15 protein-coding genes and 2 pseudogenes are annotated in these 17,451 nt (G+C 74.5%); 11 read left to right on the top strand and 6 right to left on the bottom strand.

Annotated features, from left to right (window positions below; genetic code table 11):
* Positions 1-478: 478 nt before the first annotated feature.
* The 3 genes and pseudogenes from ABZ272_RS11170 to ABZ272_RS11160 all read right to left on the bottom strand — a co-directional run.
* Positions 479-1,618, bottom strand: a pseudogene (locus ABZ272_RS11170) (choice-of-anchor A family protein); the annotation flags it as partial.
* Between the two features lie 220 nt (positions 1,619-1,838).
* Positions 1,839-3,581, bottom strand: coding sequence for a sulfatase-like hydrolase/transferase (locus ABZ272_RS11165; protein ID WP_355049761.1), 1,743 nt, complete (start codon positions 3,579-3,581; stop codon positions 1,839-1,841).
* Between the two features lie 80 nt (positions 3,582-3,661).
* Positions 3,662-4,360 (bottom strand): annotated as a pseudogene (locus ABZ272_RS11160) (CDP-alcohol phosphatidyltransferase family protein); the annotation flags it as partial.
* Between the two features lie 93 nt (positions 4,361-4,453).
* Here ABZ272_RS11160 and ABZ272_RS11155 point away from each other — a divergent pair.
* From ABZ272_RS11155 to ABZ272_RS11125, 7 genes are all read left to right on the top strand, one after another.
* The gene (locus tag ABZ272_RS11155; RefSeq protein ID WP_355049760.1) at positions 4,454-5,437 is read left to right on the top strand and encodes a zinc-binding alcohol dehydrogenase; all 984 of its coding nucleotides are present in this window, start codon (positions 4,454-4,456) and stop codon (positions 5,435-5,437) included.
* Between the two features lie 2 nt (positions 5,438-5,439).
* The gene (locus tag ABZ272_RS11150; protein WP_355049759.1) at positions 5,440-5,838 is read left to right on the top strand and encodes a 6-carboxytetrahydropterin synthase; all 399 of its coding nucleotides are present in this window, start codon (positions 5,440-5,442) and stop codon (positions 5,836-5,838) included.
* Positions 5,835-6,923, top strand: a complete 1,089-nt coding sequence (locus ABZ272_RS11145) for a glycosyltransferase family 4 protein (RefSeq protein WP_355049758.1) — start codon at positions 5,835-5,837, stop codon at positions 6,921-6,923. Before ABZ272_RS11150 ends, ABZ272_RS11145 begins: the two co-directional genes overlap by 4 nt.
* Positions 6,920-7,744 (top strand): class I SAM-dependent methyltransferase, encoded by an 825-nt coding sequence (locus ABZ272_RS11140; protein ID WP_355049757.1) that lies wholly within the window; start codon positions 6,920-6,922, stop codon positions 7,742-7,744. Before ABZ272_RS11145 ends, ABZ272_RS11140 begins: the two co-directional genes overlap by 4 nt.
* Positions 7,745-7,807: 63 nt before the next feature.
* Positions 7,808-8,746: a lysylphosphatidylglycerol synthase domain-containing protein gene (locus ABZ272_RS11135; RefSeq protein ID WP_355049910.1), complete on the top strand. Its 939-nt coding sequence runs from the start codon at positions 7,808-7,810 to the stop codon at positions 8,744-8,746.
* A 58-nt stretch (positions 8,747-8,804) separates the two neighbouring features.
* Positions 8,805-9,530 carry a GTP cyclohydrolase II gene (gene ribA, locus ABZ272_RS11130; protein WP_355049756.1) on the top strand — a complete coding sequence of 242 codons (726 nt, stop codon included), beginning with the start codon at positions 8,805-8,807 and terminating at the stop codon, positions 9,528-9,530.
* A complete protein-coding gene (locus ABZ272_RS11125; protein WP_355049755.1) occupies positions 9,527-10,234 on the top strand; it encodes a dihydrofolate reductase family protein in 708 nt (235 codons plus the stop codon). Before ribA ends, ABZ272_RS11125 begins: the two co-directional genes overlap by 4 nt.
* On the opposite strand, the gene ABZ272_RS11120 is transcribed toward ABZ272_RS11125, so the two are convergent.
* Both ABZ272_RS11120 and ABZ272_RS11115 read right to left on the bottom strand, forming a co-directional pair.
* A complete protein-coding gene (locus ABZ272_RS11120; RefSeq protein WP_355049754.1) occupies positions 10,201-10,704 on the bottom strand; it encodes a hypothetical protein in 504 nt (167 codons plus the stop codon). The genes ABZ272_RS11125 and ABZ272_RS11120 overlap by 34 nt on opposite strands.
* Positions 10,697-12,043 carry a molybdopterin-dependent oxidoreductase gene (locus ABZ272_RS11115; protein ID WP_355049909.1) on the bottom strand — a complete coding sequence of 449 codons (1,347 nt, stop codon included), beginning with the start codon at positions 12,041-12,043 and terminating at the stop codon, positions 10,697-10,699. Before ABZ272_RS11115 ends, ABZ272_RS11120 begins: the two co-directional genes overlap by 8 nt.
* A 247-nt stretch (positions 12,044-12,290) precedes the next feature.
* Between ABZ272_RS11115 and ABZ272_RS11110 the strand changes: the two genes are divergently transcribed.
* Positions 12,291-13,355, top strand: coding sequence for an NAD-dependent epimerase/dehydratase family protein (locus ABZ272_RS11110; RefSeq protein ID WP_355049753.1), 1,065 nt, complete (start codon positions 12,291-12,293; stop codon positions 13,353-13,355).
* 479 nt (positions 13,356-13,834) lie between these two features.
* Here ABZ272_RS11110 and ABZ272_RS11105 read toward each other — a convergent pair whose 3' ends face one another.
* The gene (locus ABZ272_RS11105; RefSeq protein ID WP_355049752.1) at positions 13,835-15,223 is read right to left on the bottom strand and encodes a hypothetical protein; all 1,389 of its coding nucleotides are present in this window, start codon (positions 15,221-15,223) and stop codon (positions 13,835-13,837) included.
* A gap of 145 nt (positions 15,224-15,368) precedes the next feature.
* On the opposite strand from ABZ272_RS11105, the gene ABZ272_RS11100 reads away from it, so the two are divergent.
* The 3 genes from ABZ272_RS11100 (at position 15,369) to ABZ272_RS11090 (ending at position 17,451) form a co-directional block, all read left to right on the top strand.
* The gene (locus ABZ272_RS11100) at positions 15,369-16,043 is read left to right on the top strand and encodes a glycosyltransferase family 2 protein (protein ID WP_355049751.1); all 675 of its coding nucleotides are present in this window, start codon (positions 15,369-15,371) and stop codon (positions 16,041-16,043) included.
* Positions 16,040-16,720 (top strand): DUF2064 domain-containing protein, encoded by a 681-nt coding sequence (locus tag ABZ272_RS11095; RefSeq protein ID WP_355049750.1) that lies wholly within the window; start codon positions 16,040-16,042, stop codon positions 16,718-16,720. The genes ABZ272_RS11100 and ABZ272_RS11095 overlap by 4 nt, the downstream gene beginning before the upstream one ends.
* Before the next feature lie 122 nt (positions 16,721-16,842).
* On the top strand, positions 16,843-17,451 hold the full coding sequence (locus tag ABZ272_RS11090; RefSeq protein ID WP_355049908.1) for a class I SAM-dependent methyltransferase: 609 nt from the start codon (positions 16,843-16,845) through the stop codon (positions 17,449-17,451).

The raw sequence follows: 17,451 nt of genomic DNA, 5'->3' as shown, positions 1-17,451 counted from the left end.
TGGGTGGCGTACCCCGCGCGGTGGCGGTGTCGCGCACCCCGTCGTTGTCCAGGTCGGCCTGGGTGACCGTGTAGGTGGCGGTGCAGGTGGTGGACTGTCCGGGCGCGAGGGTGGTCTGTGGGCAGGTGATCGGGCCGAGGTTGGCGTTCGACGACGGCGGGGTCTGCACGTCGGTGACGGCGATGCCGGTGAGCGTCAGGCCGCCGGTGTTGGTGACCAGGTACCGGTACGGCACCTGCTGCCCGACCGCGGTGATCGACGCGGTGGTGGACGACTTGATGACGCCGACGGCGGCCGTGAGCACCTGTGCCGGGATGGTCAGGCTGTTCGGGTCGGAGACGACGGGCTGACCGACCGGTGGGGTGCCCCGGGCGGTGGCCGTGTTGGTCACCCCGCCGTTATCGAGGTCGGCCTGGGTGACGGTGTAGGTGGCGGTGCACGCGGTGCGCGCACCGGGCGCGAGCGTGGTGGCGGCGCAGGTGATCGGGCCGAGGTTGTCGTTCGACGACGGCGGCGTCTGGGTGTCGGTCACCGAGATGCCGGTCAGCGGCACGCCACCGGTGTTGACCACGTGGAACGAGTACGGCACCTGCTGCCCCACGGTGGTGATCAACGTCGTCGTCGACGACTTGATCAGCGCGATGTCGGCCGGGGTGGCGCCCTCGCAGGAGAGCGTGGTGCCGAACGGAAAGTAGTGGATCTCGCCGCCGCGGTGATCCAGCGTGCGGGTGATGACGCTGCCCTCGGTGTTGCTGGCCGACAGGTCGGTGAGGCTGGCGTTGGGGGCGTAGATGGTGCCCTCCACCGTGGCCGCCTGCGGGGTGAGGGTGAGCGCGGTCGCGGTCGGGAAGTTGAACAGGACGTATCGCGCCTGCTCGCCGCCGATGCCGGCGAAGTTCGGGGCGGTCCAGTTGAACGTGTTGCCGACGCCGGTGGTGTCCACGTTGACCAGCAGCGGGGTGGACGCGGTGGGCTGGCTCGCGAAGGTCAGGATGGCGATGTTCGCCAGGTCGGTGGCGGTCAGGTTGAGCACGTTCGTCACACCCGGGGTGAGGGTGACCACGGCGTTGCTGCCCGGCGGGATCGGCCGGGGCAGCACGTCGCCGTTCGGCGTCCGGAGCACCACCGTGTTGTCGCAGGTGGCCAGGCCGGCGGTGGTGTCGCGGAAGGCGGCGAACGCGGCACCGAAGTTGATCGGCGAGGTGGGCCCGACGCTGGGTACGGGCTGCCGGGTGACCAGCTCGACCCGAGGGTACGCGTCGTAGTTGTTGGTCGGCAGGATCCGGGTGTTGACCTGGGCGCCGTTGTTGTCGGTGTCGCGTACGACCGTGCCGGTCAGGTTGCCGACCTTCGCGTACCCGTTGGAGAGCACCTGAAGGCGGGTGCCGCCGACACTACCGGCGAAGTTGACGCGTCCGCCGACGACGAGGGCGCTCGGGCGGGCGTCGCCCGGTACGACGAACGAACCGGCCGTCTGCCCGGCGAGCTGGTAGTTGCCGAAGGTGAGGTCACCGCCGACGGCGAGGGTGCCCTCGTTCTCGTCGTTGACTACGTTGGCGTCGCCCTCGGTCATCACCCCGAAGCTCTGCGCCTCGGCGACCGGGTCCACCGGGCCGATGGCCTCGTCGACCGCGGCGAGCACCCGGTTGACCCGGGTGGGCGCGGCGGACGCCGGCAGCAGGCCGGCGACCGCCAGCATTCCGCCGACGGCCAGCAGCGCCGTCGTCCGCGATCCACGGCTACCCCACGCAAAGATCCTCATCACGCCCCCGTTGCTCGATGTGCGAGCGAAGCGTAACGACGCTTATGTGACTATTGTAGGCTTTTGTCCGAATCGCTCAGCGGGGTGCGGCCAGCGGTGGCGTCGATGGTCCGAAGGCGGTCAGGAACCGGTCGCGGAAGGAGTCCATCGGCCACACCGGCGCCTGTGGACCCGGCCGCAGGCCGTCCTGCCAGCCCCACCCGGCGATCTGTTCGAGGACCTTCGGGTCCCGGGCGACGATCGTGATCGGCACGTCCCGGCTCGCGCCCTCGCCGGTTACCACCGGTGCGGGCTGGTGGTCGCCGAGGAAGACCAACACCAGGTCGTCGTCGCCGTAGGTCTGCACGTAGGAGATCAGCGACTGGAGCGAGTAGGCGATCGCCTGCCGGTAGCCGGCCCGTACCCGACCGGTGTCCCGGTCGTCCTTACCGCTCTCCTTCGCCCCGGCGTCGCCGTGGTAGACCGAGCCGTCGCCCACCGTGTCCCAGCCGATCATGCGGGGCACCGCCGTCCACGGCGAGTGGCTGGAGATCAGCGGGATCTCCGCCATGATCGGACGGTCCGCGTCGGCGCGCACCTGCTGCTGGAAGAAGGACAGCGTGTACTGGTCGGGCATCGGCGCGTAGGCGAACTTCGGGCCCCGGTAGCCGAGCGCCTCGGTGTCGTAGTAGCGGTCGTACGAGAAGAAGTCCTTCTCCGGCCAGGGCTGGGTCGCCGCCGGCAGCACCCCGACGGTCTGCCAGCCGGCCCGGCGGAACGCGCCGTTGAGGGTGAGCCGGTCGCTGGCCAGCAGACTGCGGTGCCGCTGCTCGTTGTCCGTCCACAGACCCGACAGCAGGGTGTCGTGCGCCAACCAACTACCGCCGCCGGACGTGGGGGAGGTGAGAAAGCCGCTGCGTGAGCCGTACCCGGCAGCGCGCAGGCTCGCGGTCCCGGCGTCCAGCACCCCGTTGACCTGCGGCGCCAACTCCGGGTCCTCGACGGCGTCGCGCCCGTAGCTCTCCACGAAGGCGAGGACGACGTCCTTGCCGCGCAGCCCGGTCAGCAACTGCTCGCCCGGGGCGTCCTGGAACGGGTCGGCGTCGATCTGGGCGGTGAACCGGCTCCGGTCGTGCAGCCGCGCGTCCACCTGCTCGGCGTGCGCGCCCACCAGCGCGGTGGTCCCGGCGTCGGCCACCGGCACACCCGGGACGATCCGCGCCCCGGCGACGGCGCAGACCACCCAGAGGACCGTCAGCGCGGCCACCGCCCGCGTCGCCGTCCGCTCGTGGTCCACCAGCAGCGACGCCAGCCGCCGCAGTGCCACGGTCACCACGACCAGCAGCGCTCCGATCAGCAGCACGACGCCGACCACCGCGCCGAGCGCGCCGGCCCGCCCCGCCGAGTCCCGGACGAAGCCGAACGCGTCGTCCAGCAACAGCCAGTCCAGCACCAGGTCGAACGGCCGGTCGAGGGCGGTGCGGAACCCCAGGTCGGCGAGTTTCACGATGGCCAGCAGGCCGAGCAGCGGCCCGAGCACGGCCACCACCATCCGTCGTGGTCGCGCCGGCAGCGCCAGCAGCAGCGCGGCCACCAGCAGACCCTCTAGCGGGATCCGCACGAACGCGCCGGGGGTCAGCTCACCGAGGCGGTCCGGTCCGACCAGGACCGCGTACACCAGCAGGACCGCCAGCACCGTGCCGACCCACCGCAGCGCCCGCCGCGCCGGGCCGCCCGATGCGGGCGACACCACGGGAGTACGACCAGCAGCGTCGCCGGTCGACGCGGAGCGCCCGCGCAGCCGGTCGGCGAGCCGGCGTCGCCGGGTGGGAAGGGTCATCGGGGCCTCCAGTCGGAGTGGACCGTACCGCCGGAGCGCGTTGCCAGCGCGGGCCTGGGCACCGGCAGCAGTGGGCGAGCCGGCCGGGACGCCGGGCGGCGACGCCACAGCCAGGCCACGTCCCGGCCGAACGACTCGACCAGCAGCGCCAACGCCACCACCAGGACCAGCGTGGTCCACGGCTCCGGGAGCGCCCGAGCGGCGGCCACCGTCAACAGCACCCCCTGGGCGGCGGCCACCACCTTGCGCCAGAAGCGCGGCGGCAACGTGCCCCGCAGCCAGGGCAGGACCGCGCTCGCCGCGACGAAGGCGTACCGCATCGCGCCGATGGCCAGCACCCAACTTCCGGCCGTCGGGGCGACGTAGACGCTCAGGACCAGGATGAGGAACGCGTCGACCTCCATGTCGAAGCGGGCCCCCAGGGCGCTGGCGGTGCCGGTGCGCCGGGCGACCTGGCCGTCCACGGCGTCCAGCAGCAGGGCCACCGCGCTCAACGCGACCAGCAGCCCCACCGGCGTCGGGCGGTCGAACGAGTCCACGACCAGCGCGGTGACCGCGCCGACCAGGACGCCCCGGGCCAACGTCACCCGGTCGGCGGGGCCGAGGCGGGACGCGCCGGACAGGTGCAGGCCCCGGCTCAACGCGAGGCAGGTGACCGCCGCGTAGCCGACGCCGGCCAGCCAACCCGCCGCGTCCAGACCCACGGTGGCGGCCAGCGTCGCCAGCACGACCAGTTGTGCGGTGAGCCCGATCACCGGACCGCTTCGAACTGTGGGCACCGTACCTCCGTGTTTATGATCGACGACCCCGACAGAGAACACGGAAATCAGGGCCGTTCGGTTCGACCGGGACAAAAGGTGAGGTGTACGAGGGTGAACCGCGAGGCGTACGCCTGCTGGGTGCGCGAGCCCGGCGCGGCGGAGATCCGGCCGGTGTCGCTGCCCACGCCGGGCCCCGACGACGTGCTGGTCCGCGCGCGCTACTCCGGGGTCAGCCGGGGCACCGAGACGCTGGTGTTCGCCGGTCGGGTGCCCGCCGACCAGTACGCGGCGATGCGCGCCCCGTTCCAGGAGGGCGACTTCCCGGGCCCGGTCAAGTACGGCTACCTCAGCGTCGGCGTGGTCGAACAGGGGCCGCCGGAACTGCTCGGGCGTACGGTCTTCTGCCTGCACCCGCACCAGAGCGCGTACGTCGTGCCGGCGACCGCCGTGGTGCCGGTGCCGGACGACGTGCCGCCCGCCCGCGCCGTGCTCGCCGGCACCGTGGAGACCGCCGTGAACGCCCTGTGGGACGCCGCGCCCCTGGTCGGCGACCGGGTCAGCGTGATCGGCGCGGGCATGGTGGGCTGCTGCGTCGCGGCGCTGCTGGCACGTTTCCCCGGTGTGGACGTCGAGCTGGTCGACACCGATGCCCGCCGGGCCGGGGTGGCCGGGGCGCTCGGCGTTCGGTTCGCCCGACCCGTCGACGCGACCGGCGACCGGGACCTGGTCGTGCACGCCAGCGCCACGTCCGCCGGCCTGCAACAGGCGCTGGACCTGCTCGCGCCCGAGGGCACGGTGATCGAGCTGAGCTGGTACGGCGACCGCCAGGTGCAGGTGTCCCTCGGTGGGGCGTTCCACTCCGGACGGCTCACCGTACGCAGCAGCCAGGTCGGCATGGTCGCGCCCGCGCGGCGCGGTCGCCGCAGTTACACCGACCGGTTGGCGCTGGCCCTGGACCTGCTCGACGACCCGGCGTTCGACGCGCTGATCACCGGCGCGTCCCGGTTCACGGAGCTGCCCGACGTACTCGCCCGACTGAGTTCGGGCGACCTGCCCGCGCTCTGCCACCTCATCACCTACGACGACGGGGAGTGACCGTGTTCAGCGTGACCGTTCGGGATCACATGATGATCGCCCACAGTTTCCGGGGCGAGGTGTTCGGCCCGGCCCAGCGCCTGCACGGTGCGACGTTCGTGGTGGACGCGACGTTCCGCCGGCCCGACCTGGACGCCGACGGCATCGTCGTGGACATCGGCCTCGCCACCGAGCAGCTCCGGGCCGTGGTGGGGGAGCTGTCCTACCGCAACCTCGACGACGAGCCCGCGTTCGCCGGCGTGAACACCACCACGGAGGTGCTCGCCCGTACCGTCGCGGACCGACTGGCCGAGCGGGTGCACGCCGGCGACCTGGGGGCCGGTGCCCGGGAGCTGGCCGGCATCACCGTCACCCTGCACGAGTCACACGTCGCCTGGGCCAGCTACGAGCGGTCGCTGTGACCGACGCGGGCCGACCGCCGCCGGCCCACGCCCCCGACGCTCCGCGCCGACGTACGGTGCACGTCGTCCTGCCGGGGGACATCGACGACCCGGGCACGCCCAGCGGTGGCAACACGTACGACCGGAGGGTCTGCGCCGGGCTCGCCGAGCGCGGCTGGACGGTGCACGAGCATCCGGTACCCGGCGCGTGGCCGCACCCCGACCCGGCCGACCGGGCAGCGCTGGCCCGCCTGCTCGCCACCACCCCGGACGATGCCGTGGTGCTCGTCGACGGCCTGATCGCCTCGACGGTGCCGGACCTGCTCGCCCCGCACGCGACACGGCTGCGCCTCGTCCCGCTGGTGCACATGCCGCTCGACGACGAGGCCGAGGGTCGTGCGCTGGCCACCGCCCAAGCCGTCGTCACCACCAGCGCGTGGACCCGCCGCCGGCTGCTGGCCCGCCACGCGTTGCCCGCCGAGCGCGTCCACGTCGCGCCGCCCGGGGTGACGCCCGCGCCGGTGACGAATCCCGGCAGCGCAACCGGTGACCGGTTGCTCTGCGTCGCCGCGGTCAGCCGTCACAAGGGTCACGACCTGCTGGTCGACGCCCTGTGCGTGCTGGCCGAGACGCCGTGGACGCTGGTCTGTGCCGGCACGCTGACCCGGGAACCCGAGCTGGTGTGCCAGCTGCGCGACCGGCTCGCCGGCGCCGGCCTGGCGGAACGGGTCCGACTGGCCGGCCCGCTGACCGGCCCGGCGCTCGACGCCGCGTACGCCGCCGCCGACCTGCTGGTCCTGCCCTCGCGGGGCGAGACGTACGGGATGGTCGTCACCGAGGCCCTCGCGCGGGGCGTGCCGGTGCTGGGCACCGACGTGGGTGGCCTGCCCGAGGCGCTCGGCCGCGCTCCCGACGGTGACGTGCCCGGGCTGCTGGTCCCGCCGGACGATCCGGCCGCCCTGGCCGGCGCGCTGGGCCGGTGGCTGGGCGACGAGGAGCTGCGGTCCCGGCTGCGACGCGCCGCGCTCGCCCGGCGCGACACCCTGACCGACTGGCCGGTGACGACCGCGCGCCTGGCCACCGTGCTGGAGGAGGTGACGGGGTGACCGTCGAGGAGACCCTGCCGTTCGCCGACTGGCTGCGTCTGCGGGAGCCGGCCGACGCGGCGGCCCGCGCCGACGACCTGGTGGACGCCGTCCGACCCCGGCTGGCCGGCTACGACCCGATCGTGATCCACGACCTGGGCAGCGGCACCGGCTCGATGAGCCGCTGGCTCGCCGCCCGGCTGAGCGGACCGCAACGGTGGGTGCTGCACGACCGGGACGCCGACCTGCTGGCCCGGGCCGCCGACGGCATGGCCGGGGTGACCGCCGCCGACGGAGCGCCGGTCACCGTCCACACCCGCTGCGGCGACCTGACCCGGCTCAGCGCCGCCGACCTGTCCGACGGTGCGCTGGTCACCGCGTCCGCGCTGCTGGACATGTTGACCGCCGAGGAGGTCGAGCGGGTGGTCACGGCCTGTGTGGACGCCGGCCGTCCCGCCCTGTTCGCGGTCTCGGTGACCGGACGGGTCCGGCTCACCCCCGAGGACCCGCTCGACGCCGTTGTCGAGGAGGCGTTCAACGCGCACCAGCGGCGTACCGTCGACGGCCGCCGGTTGCTCGGCCCGGACGCCGCCGCCGTCACCGCCGCCGCGTTCGCCCGGCGGGGCGTGCCCGTGGCCGAGCGGCCCAGCCCATGGCGGCTCGGCCCCCAGCAGGCCGACCTGGCCGCCGAGTGGTTCCGGGGCTGGCTGGGCGCAGCCTGCGAGCAGCGGCCCGACCTGGCCGGCCCCGCCGAGGCGTACGCCCGGCGTCGGCTGGCCGAGGCGGCGGCCGGCCGGCTGGGCGTGGTGGTCGAGCACCAGGACCTGCTGGCCGGTGGATGAACCATCCACGCCCTGGGTACGTGCACTAAGAGAGTGGACGATCTTCAGGGAGGACCGGCGTCGATGGTGTGGGCCTGGGCACGAGTGGTCGGCGGGGTGGGCCTGCTCGCCGTCCTGCTGTGGCAGGTGGGCGGCGGCGCGTTCCTCGCCGGCGTACGGCTGATCGACGCCCCGGCGCTGGCGGCGGCCCTGCTCATCGGCGCGCTCACCACGGTCTGCGCCGCGTGGCGGTGGAGTCTCGTCGCCGGTGGTCTGGGCGTGCGGCTGCCGCTGGCGACCGCGGTGGCGCACTGCTACCGGGCCGTGTTCCTCAACGCCACGCTGCCCGGCGGGATGCTCGGGGACGTGCACCGGGCGGTGCGCCACGGCCGCGACGCCGGCGACGTCAGCCGGGGCATCCGCGCGGTGGTCTGGGAACGTACCGCCGGTCAGGTGGTTCTGGTGGGCGTCGCCCTGGTCGTGCTCGCGGCGTTCCCATCCCCGGTGCGTCCGTACCTGCCGGCCACCGCCGCGCTGCTCGTGGCGCTCGGGCTGGCCGTCGTACTCCTGGCTCGGTTGTTGCCCGGGACCGGCCGGTCCCGGTGGGCGCGGGGCGTGCGCACCGCCGTCGCCGACGTGCGGACTGGACTGCTGGGCCGGCGGACCTGGCTCGGCGTGCTGGTCGCCTCCGCCGTGATGGTCGCCGGTCACCTGGCCACCTTCCTGGTGGCGGCCCGGACCGCCGGATCCGACGCGCCGCTGACGAGGTTGCTGCCCCTGACCCTGCTCGCCCTGCTGGCCATGGGCCTGCCGTTGAACGTCGCGGGCTTCGGCCCCCGCGAGGGGGTGGCCGCCTGGGTGTTCGGCGCGGCCGGCCTCAGCGCCTCCGAGGGTGTCGCCACCGCCACCGTCTACGGCGCGCTCGTGCTGGTGGCCAGCCTGCCCGGCGCGGCCGTGCTGCTCGCCCGGCGAGCCCGCGAACCCACCACCGCTCGGGAAGCCGCCTCGCCCGGCGGCTGTTGATTCAGTGGTGAAACGGTACGCGTCGCCGCCGTCCCGCGGCGCCGGACGAAGGAGTCCCATGCCCGAAGCACTGCCGATCGCCACGGTCCGTACGCAGGTCACGGTGCCGTTGGCGTTCCCCGACGGCTACACCACCACCGTTCGGGTGTTCACGTTCAAAGGTCTGGTGGACGGTCGCGAACACCTCGCCCTCGGCCTGGGCGACTGGGCCGGCGCGCTGGACCGGCTCGCCGCCGGTGGGGAGCCGCCGCTGGTCCGCCCGCACAGCGAGTGCCTGACCGGGGACGTGTTCGGCAGCCAGCGCTGCGACTGCGGGCCGCAACTGCGTGAGGCGGTGCAGCGGATCGCCGAGACCGGCGGGTTCCTGCTCTACCTGCGTCAGGAGGGCCGGGGCATCGGTCTGTACGCGAAGCTCGACGCGTACGCCCTCCAGGACGCCGGCCTGGACACCTACCAGGCCAACGTGGCGCTGGGCCGGGGCGAGGACGAGCGCGACTACACCGCCGCCGCGCAGATGCTGGCCACGCTCGACGTGCCGCGCGTACGTCTGCTCAGCAGCAACCCGGACAAGGCCGAACAGTTGACCCGGCTGGGTGTCGACGTCGTGGAACGCGTCCCCACCAGCGTCTTCCTCTCCCCAGCCAACGCCGACTACCTCGCGGCGAAGGCCGCCAAGGCGGCCGAGGCCGAGGCGGAGGTGGCCGAGGCGGAGGTGGCGGAGGCAGATGCGGAGGCGGCCGAGGAGCGGGCGGGCCGCACCCCTGACCGGCCCGTCTACCGGTGAGCTGCCGCCCGGCGTCGCCACGGCCCTACGTGCTGCTGAGCTGCGCCACCTCCATCGACGGGTACATCGACGACGCCTCCGACCAGCGTCTGTTGCTGTCCAACGACGACGACCTCGACCGCGTCGACGCGGTCCGGGCCGGCTGTGACGCGATCCTGGTCGGTGCCGCCACCGTCCGCCGTGACGACCCCCGCCTGCTGGTGCGATCGGCGGCGCGGCGGACCGAACGGGTGGCGTGCGGTCAGCCCGCCTCGCCGGTCAAGGTGACGCTGACCGCGCGCGGGGACCTCGACCCGACCGCCCGGTTCTTCACCGCGGGCGACTCCACCCGGCTGGTCTACTGCGCCAGCGGCGCGCTGGACAAGACCCGGGAGCGGGTCGGCGGGCTGGCCACCATCATCGACGGGGGAGAGCCGGTCGACCTCGGATGGGTCCTGGCCGACCTGGCGGCGCGGGGGGTGCGCCGTCTGATGGTCGAGGGTGGCGGAACGGTCCACGCCCAGTTCCTCACCGCCGGCCTCGCCGACGAGCTGCACCTGGTCGTCGCCCCGTTCTTCGTCGGCGACCGTCGGGCGCCACGCTTCGTCGACGAGGGCCGGTTCCCCTGGCATCCGGGCCGCCGGGCCCGACTGGCCGAGACGCGCCAGATCGGCGACGTGGTGTTGCTGCGCTACGCGCTCTCCGACCGCTGCCCCGACGGCTGAACGCGACGCCGTAGCGCGTACGCGAGCGCGCTGAGCAGGAAGAGCGCCCCGCTGAGCGCCAGCCAGCGCAGCAGGTACGGCCGCTGCGTCTGGCCGGTGGCCGCCTCGTGGGTCGTCTCGCCCCAGCGCAGGATGCCGGGGGAGTAGACCAGGAACAGCAGCGCCGTGCCGAGCGCCGGTACCCGCAGGTGGTTGAGCAGCGCGACGCGACCACGTGTCGCCGCCCGCAGCACGCGGTCGGCGCTCGCGTACACCGGGAACAGCACCAGGTCGTGCGCGACGACCGCGCCGACGAACCAGAGCAACATCCGGCCGAACGTCGCCTCGTCGGCGAGGCGTAGCGCCACCCAGCCGGCGAGCACGATCACCGCCGTCACCAGGGCGAGATGCCAGGGTGCCGCGCCGTAGGCCGCCCGCAGCCGGGCCGTCCGCCCGGCCGATCCCTGCGTCGGCCCGCTCCGCTCAGTCATCGCTCCGCTCCCGGAAGTCGATCTCGGCGACCCACTTGGTGCAGTGCACGCCGGGCAGGGCGGGCACGATGACCCGGGCCGGATAGCCGTGATCGGGGGAGAGGTCGACGTCGTTGACCCGCAACGCCAGCAGCGAGTCGGGGTCGAGGACCTGGTTGGCCGCGAGCACCGCCGTGCGGAACAGACCGGCCTGCTCCAGCGACGACACCCGCGCCGAGGCCGGGTCGGGGACGCCGGCGAGCGCGGCCAGGTCACGAAGGCGTACGCCGGTCCACCTCTGCCGGGTCGACCAGCCCTCGACGCAGGCGATGGGCAGCGCGGCCGTGTGCTGGGTCAGGGCCAGCAGGCCGGGCCGGTCCAGGGTCACCGTCCGCCCACCGCCGCGCAGCGTCAGTCGCCAGCTCGCGTCGGTCTGTTCGGGACGCACGCCGGCGGCGGCGACGGTGCGGTTGACCGGGAAGCCGTTCGGTCCGGTGCCGGGCTGTCGCCCCCGGGGCAGCAGCAGCGCCGTACGCCGCAGCGGACCGTCCAGGCTCTCCCCGATGGTCAGTACGGCCAGCAGCAGCGCGCCGCCGCCCACCACGGCCACCGCCCCACGCCGGCTGACCGTCGCCGGACCCGGTTCGGTCGCGACCAGGCCGTCCGGGTCGGGCGGCTCGGGCCGCGTGTCGGCGCGCGTCGTCCGTAGCTCCATGCCCGGCGAGCGGGACCGCAGCGCGGTCACCAACCGGGGGAACTTGATGATCACGTGGGCCACGAAGGCCACCGTGAAGATCCACGCGCCAAAGTAGTGGGCGGTGTAGAAGTCGAAGCCGAACACGTACGAGTACTGGATGTTGAGCAGGCCGGTGGCGATCTGGAACAGGATCCCGCCGACCAGCAGCAGCAGCGTGAGCCGTTCCAGCACCTGCGCCACCGAGCGGGCCGGCGGCCAGGTGAACAGCTTCGGCAGCACCGACCACAGCTTGCCCAGCACCACCGGGACGAGCACGATCCCGAGCGTCACGTGCAGGCCCTGGGTGACCCGGAACAGCCAGGACGGCCGCGTGGGCCAGTCGAAGACGGGCAGCCGCAGCCAGCCGACGTCCTGCGGGAACGCCTGGTCGAAACGGGGGCCGTAGGCGGCGTAGTCGAGCAGTCCCGTGATGATCACCAGTGGCAGCGCCACCAGCAGCGCCGACCCGTAGACGGCGGTGAGCCAGGGACCGCGCAACGGACTGCGCCAGGCGCGTTCGGTCGCGTCCACACCCGGCGGACGATGCCGGGCCAACCCCCGCCAGAGCCGGCGCGGTGCGCCGTAGCCGTCCGCATCCGACGCCGGGGCCCCGCTGTCGCCCAGGTCGGGCCTGCCTCCTGGCACTCGCTGTTCCCTCCTCGTCGTCACACCCCGCCGTCGTCGGCCCGCCGGGCGCGAGCGCCGGTGGCGGGCACTGCCGGCAGGTTAGACCGCAGGGGTACGGCGCGACGGGGTTTACCGCATTACCGAACGCTTACCGGGCTACCCCGGCCGGCCGAGCTGTTGCGAACTCCTTACGGCTACGCCGAACCGGCCCGTCGGACGCCCGACCGGCCCTACCGTGTCCGACATGCGCGTACTGGTCACCGGCGCGGCCGGGTTCATCGGGTCGCAGGTCGTCGACCTGCTCGTCGAGCAGGGCCACGAGGTGGTGGCGCTGGACGCGCTGCTGCCGCAGGCGCACGGCGGGGAGTTGCCGGCCTGGTCACGTGAGCACCAGGTGGTGCGCGGCGACGTCCGTGACGGCGCCCTGCTGGATCGCCTGCTGCCCGGCGTGGACGCGGTCTGTCACCAGGCGGCGATGGTCGGCCACGGCCTGGACCCGTCGGACGGCCCCGACTACGTCACGCACAACGACTACGGCACGGCCGTGCTGCTGGCCGCCCTGCACCGGGCGGGACTCGGCCGGCTGGTGCTGGCCAGCTCGATGGTGGTGTACGGCGAGGGGCGCTACGCCTGCCCCGAGCACGCCACGGTGCGCCCCGCGCCACGGCGCAACGAGGACGTGGCGGCCGGCCGGTACGACCCGACGTGCCCCCACTGTGATCGGGGACTCGACCCGGTGCTCGTGCCCGAGGACGCGCCGCTGGAGCCGCGCAGCACGTACGCCGCCAGCAAGCTCGCGCAGGAACACCTGGCCGCCGCCTGGGCCCGACAGACCGGCGGGACGGTGTGGGCGCTGCGTTACCACAACGTCTACGGCCCTCGGATGCCCCGCGACACCCCGTACGCCGGCGTGGCGTCCATCTTCCGGTCGGCGCTGGCGGCCGGGATGGCCCCCCGCGTGCTGGAGGACGGCCGGCAACGGCGGGACTTCGTGCACGTCACCGACGTGGCGCGGGCCAACCTACTGGCGCTCACCAGCGACCTGCCACCGGCCACCCTGGTGCCGGTGAACGTGTGCTCGGGCGAGCCGCACACCGTCGGGGAGCTGGCGGTCGCCCTGGCCGAGGCGATGGGCGGACCGGCGCCACAGGTCGTGGGCGGGGCTCGCGCGGCCGACGTGCGGCACGTGGTCGCCGATCCACGCCGTGCCGCGGAACTGCTCGGCTACACCGCCCGGGTCGGCTTCGCCGACGGGGTCGCCGGCTTCGCCACCGACCCACTACGCGAACCAGCCGCCGTGGCAGGCTGACCGCCCCGCCCCGCCCTGCCCTGCTGCGCTGTTGCCGCTCGCCGCTCGCCGCTCGCCCGCTCGACCTCCGACCTCCACTAGCTGCCGCCCCGAAAGTCGCTGCCGTGCCCGGCCGAACGGCGTGCCGGGGTCGGATCGAGTCGGCCAGCGTCAGGTCGCGGCGCTCGCGGTAGCCGCCGGGACGGTACCCCCAATGAGCGTGATGACTGTGAGGCATCAATATGCCTCACAATCATCACGCTCAACGGGGTGATCGGTCCCGCGTTGGCCGTGGCCCGGCGTGCCGAATGATTGCCCGTCAATGCCCGGCGTGGCCATGCGCCCGCGCGGGGTCTGGTGTCCGATCGCACTCCTCCTCGCCGCGCGCGTGGCCGTCGTCCGTGCCGCTCGCGCTGCCGCGTGCCGCTCGCGCTGGGCCGTGCCCCACGGTGCTGCGCCGCTCGCCGTCCGTGCTGCGTGTGGTCACGCGGCAGGGGTGGTCAGGAGACCGTCCAGAGCAGGTGGTTGACGGCCAGGGCGGTGAGCGCCTGCGCGGCCAGCCACCAGCGCCGCGAGGTCGCCGGTAGGTGGGCGGTGGCGACCAGTAGCCAGCCGACGAACGGCAGCCAGATCCGCTCCACCTCGGCCTTGCTCAGCCCGGACAGGTCCGCGCCGAGAACTGCCACCAGGGCCGCCAGCGGTAGCAGCACCGTGGGGCCGGCTGCGCGTACTCCTGCTGCCGTAGGTAGGGCCAACCGCCCGGCGACCCGCCAGCCGGGCGCGGCCGCCAGCGCGCGGCGCAGGGCCGGCCCCAGGACCGGGCCGGCGCTGAGCAGCAGCGCGGCCAGGTTGGCCCACACCCAGTAGGCGTACGGGCGGTCGGCGGCCCAGCCCTGGTAGTACCGCTGGACGACCAGGTGGTACCCGTCCCACCAGTGGAAACCCGCCGTGACGAACACCGCCGTCACGGCCGCGACGCCGACGGCGGCGGCGAGCAGCGCGCCCAGTCGGTGGGTACGGCGCAGCGCGACCACGGCCAGCGCGAGCACACCCACGAGGAGGAACCCGTACGAGAGGTGCAGCGCGAAGCCGAGCACCGCCCCACCGGCCAGGGCGGCCACGCGTCCCCGGACCACCAGCAGCGCCAGACCGGCCGCGACCACGGCGGCGAAGATGCCGTCGGCCGAGGCGCCCACCCAGACGGCCCCGGGCAGCAGCACCAGGAAGGGCACCACCGCGCGCGCCGCGTCGGGCGCGCCGAGCGCGCGCAGCGTCACCGGCACCGACACCGCGATCGTGGCGCCGAGCAGGACGCAGGCCAGCGCGGCGGCCGTGCCTCCGCCGAGGCCGACGCGGTCCAGCCAGACGAAGATGAGCAGCGCGCCCGGCGGATGGCCGGCGGTGTGGGTGGACCAGGAGTCGGGTTGGAAGTCCACGATCCGGCTGGTGAATCCGGCCAGCATCGCCGGGATGTCGGTCACGCCGGGTACCTCGTGCAGGTACTCGGCCTGCGGGGTGAGCCGTCGGGTCAGCCCCGCCGACGCGCCGTCGACCAGGGCCAACGACATCGTCCAGGCCACTGCCGTCAGCCACGCGGCGGCCAGCAGGCGACCCCACCGGGCGGTGCGGGCCCACCGGGTGCCCCAGCCCACCACCGCGACCGCCACCACCAGCGCGGCCGGGCTGCCCCAGCCGACGTGTGGCCGCCACGTCGCGTACAGCGGAGCGGCGTCCGCGTGCAGGCCGCCGCCGCGCGCGTTGAGCAGGGCCCCCACCAGCACGGCGACGCCGAGCAGCGCCGCTTCCAGGCCCAGCACGAGCAGGTCCCCGGCGTGGCGGCGAGGCGGGGTCCGCCCGGGGGCGGCGGCGTGAGCGGTGGTCGAGGCCATGACCACCGGACGGTACGGCGACAGCCCACCCTCGCGCTCGCCAATCGGCGGCCCGTCACCGGACGGTAAGAAATGCCCGGGCGGTAAGGGTTCGGTAAGCACATTCCGACCTCCGCCACGCGGACGTCCCCTTAGCGTCGGCGGTATGGCGACTGAGATCGACGTGGTGCTGCCCTGCCTGGACGAGGCAGCCGCCCTGCCGGGTGTGCTCACCGCGCTGCCGCCCGGCTACCGGGCCATCGTGGTGGACAACGGCTCCCGGGACGGCTCGCCCGAGGTGGCCGTCCGGTACGGCGCCCGGGTGGTGCACGAACCCCGACGCGGCTACGGCGCGGCGGTGCACGCCGGCCTGGAGGCCGCCGACGCCGAGCTGGTGTGCGTCCTCGACGCGGACGGGTCGTTCGACCCCGCCGAGCTGCCGGCCCTGGTGGCACCCGTGTCCGACGGTACGGCCGACCTCAGCGTGGGTCGGCGTCGGCCGGTCGGGGCGGGAGTGTGGCCGTGGCACGCCCGTGCCGGCACGGCGCTGGTCGCCGCGTTGCTGCGCCGTCGGGGCGTACCGCTGCGGGACCTCAGCCCGATCCGGGTGGCCCGCCGCCAGGCGCTGCTCGACCTCGGTGTCACCGACCGGGCCTTCGGCTACCCCCTCGAACTGCTGATCCGGGCCGCCGCCGCCGGGTGGCGCATCCACGAGACGGACGTCACCTACGCGCCCCGCGCCGCCGGCACCCGGTCCAAGGTCTCCGGTTCGGTGCGGGGCACCCTGCGTGCCACCCGCGACTTCGCCGGTGTGTTGCGGACCGTCGACGGCTCCCGGTGACCGTCCTGCTGGTGGTCGCCAAGGCGCCGGTCGTCGGGGCGGTGAAGACACGGCTCTGCCCACCGGTCACGCCGGCCCAGGCGGCCCGGATCGCCGCCGCCGCACTGCGCGACACCCTCGACGCCGTCCGCGCCACCCCCGGTGTCACTCCCGTGCTGGCCTGGTCGGGTCGGCTGGCCGAGGCGGAGGACGCCGACGCGTTGACCGCCGCGCTGGACGGCTGGTCGGTGCTGGAGCAGCGCGGCACCGGGCTCGGCGAGCGGCTCGCCAACGCGTACGCCGAGGTCGCTGCCGCGTACCCCGGGCGGCCGGTGGTGCAGATCGGGATGGACACCCCGCAGGTGACGCCGGGCCGGCTGGCCGCGGCGGTGGCGGGGCTGCGCGCCTCCGACGCGGTGCTCGGTCGGGCGCACGACGGCGGTTGGTGGTCGTTGGGGCTGCGCGACCCACGGCACGCCCGGGTGTTGCGGGATGTGCCCATGTCGATGCCCGACACCGGTCGCGACACCTGGGCGGCCCTGACCGGGCGTGGCCTGCGGACCGCGCCACTGCCGGTCCTGCGGGACGTCGACAAGTGGTCCGACGCCCTCGCGGTGGCCGTCGAGGTTCCCGGTGGACGCTTCGCCCGCCAGGTCGCGGCGGTCCGCCTCACCCTGCTGCCGGAGAGCCGGCGGTGAACCCCGTCGACACCGCCCCGGTCGAGGCCGCGTCACCGGTACGGTCACCGTCCGGGCCGACGTCGCGCCGGGGGTACGACGGATCCGGCGACCCCTTCGCCGCCGCGCTCGCCGCCGACCGCGTGGCCCTGCGGCGGTGGCTGGTGCACGGCGACGGTGTCCGTAGCCGGCTCCCGGTGGACCGCTGGCACGGCACGGCCGAGTCGGCGGTCACCGGCCTCGTCGCCCGCTGCGGTGGCCCGACGCTCGACCTCGGGTGCGGGCCGGGCCGGCTCACCGTGGCGCTGACCCGGGCCGGCCTGAGCGCGGTCGGCGTGGACGTCTCGCCGACGGCGGTGCGGCTCACCCGCGCCCGTGGCGCGGTCGCGGTGCACGGCGACCTGTTCGGGCCGCTGCCCGCCGAGGGCCGGTGGGCGCACGCGGTGCTGATCGACGGGAACATCGGCATCGGCGGCGAGCCGGTGGCGCTGCTGCGCCGCTGCCGGGACCTGCTCGCACCGGGTGGCACCGTCCTGGTCGAGCTGGAGCCGCCCGGCACGGGGTCGTGGCAGGGCCAGGCCCGGGTGGCCGCCGAGCAGCGGGCCGGCCGGGTGCTGCTCGGCCCGGTGTTCCGCTGGGCCCGGGTTGACGCGCGTGCGGTGCCCGCGGTCGCCGACGCCGCCGGCCTGGCGGTCCAGGAGGTGTTCCGGCAGGGGCGGCGCTGGTTCGGTGAGCTGCGGGCGAACCGCTGA

The organism is Micromonospora sp. NPDC005979 (assembly GCF_040614415.1).
Lineage (GTDB): Bacteria > Actinomycetota > Actinomycetes > Mycobacteriales > Micromonosporaceae > Micromonospora.
This window is presented reverse-complemented; position numbering and strand designations above follow the sequence as displayed.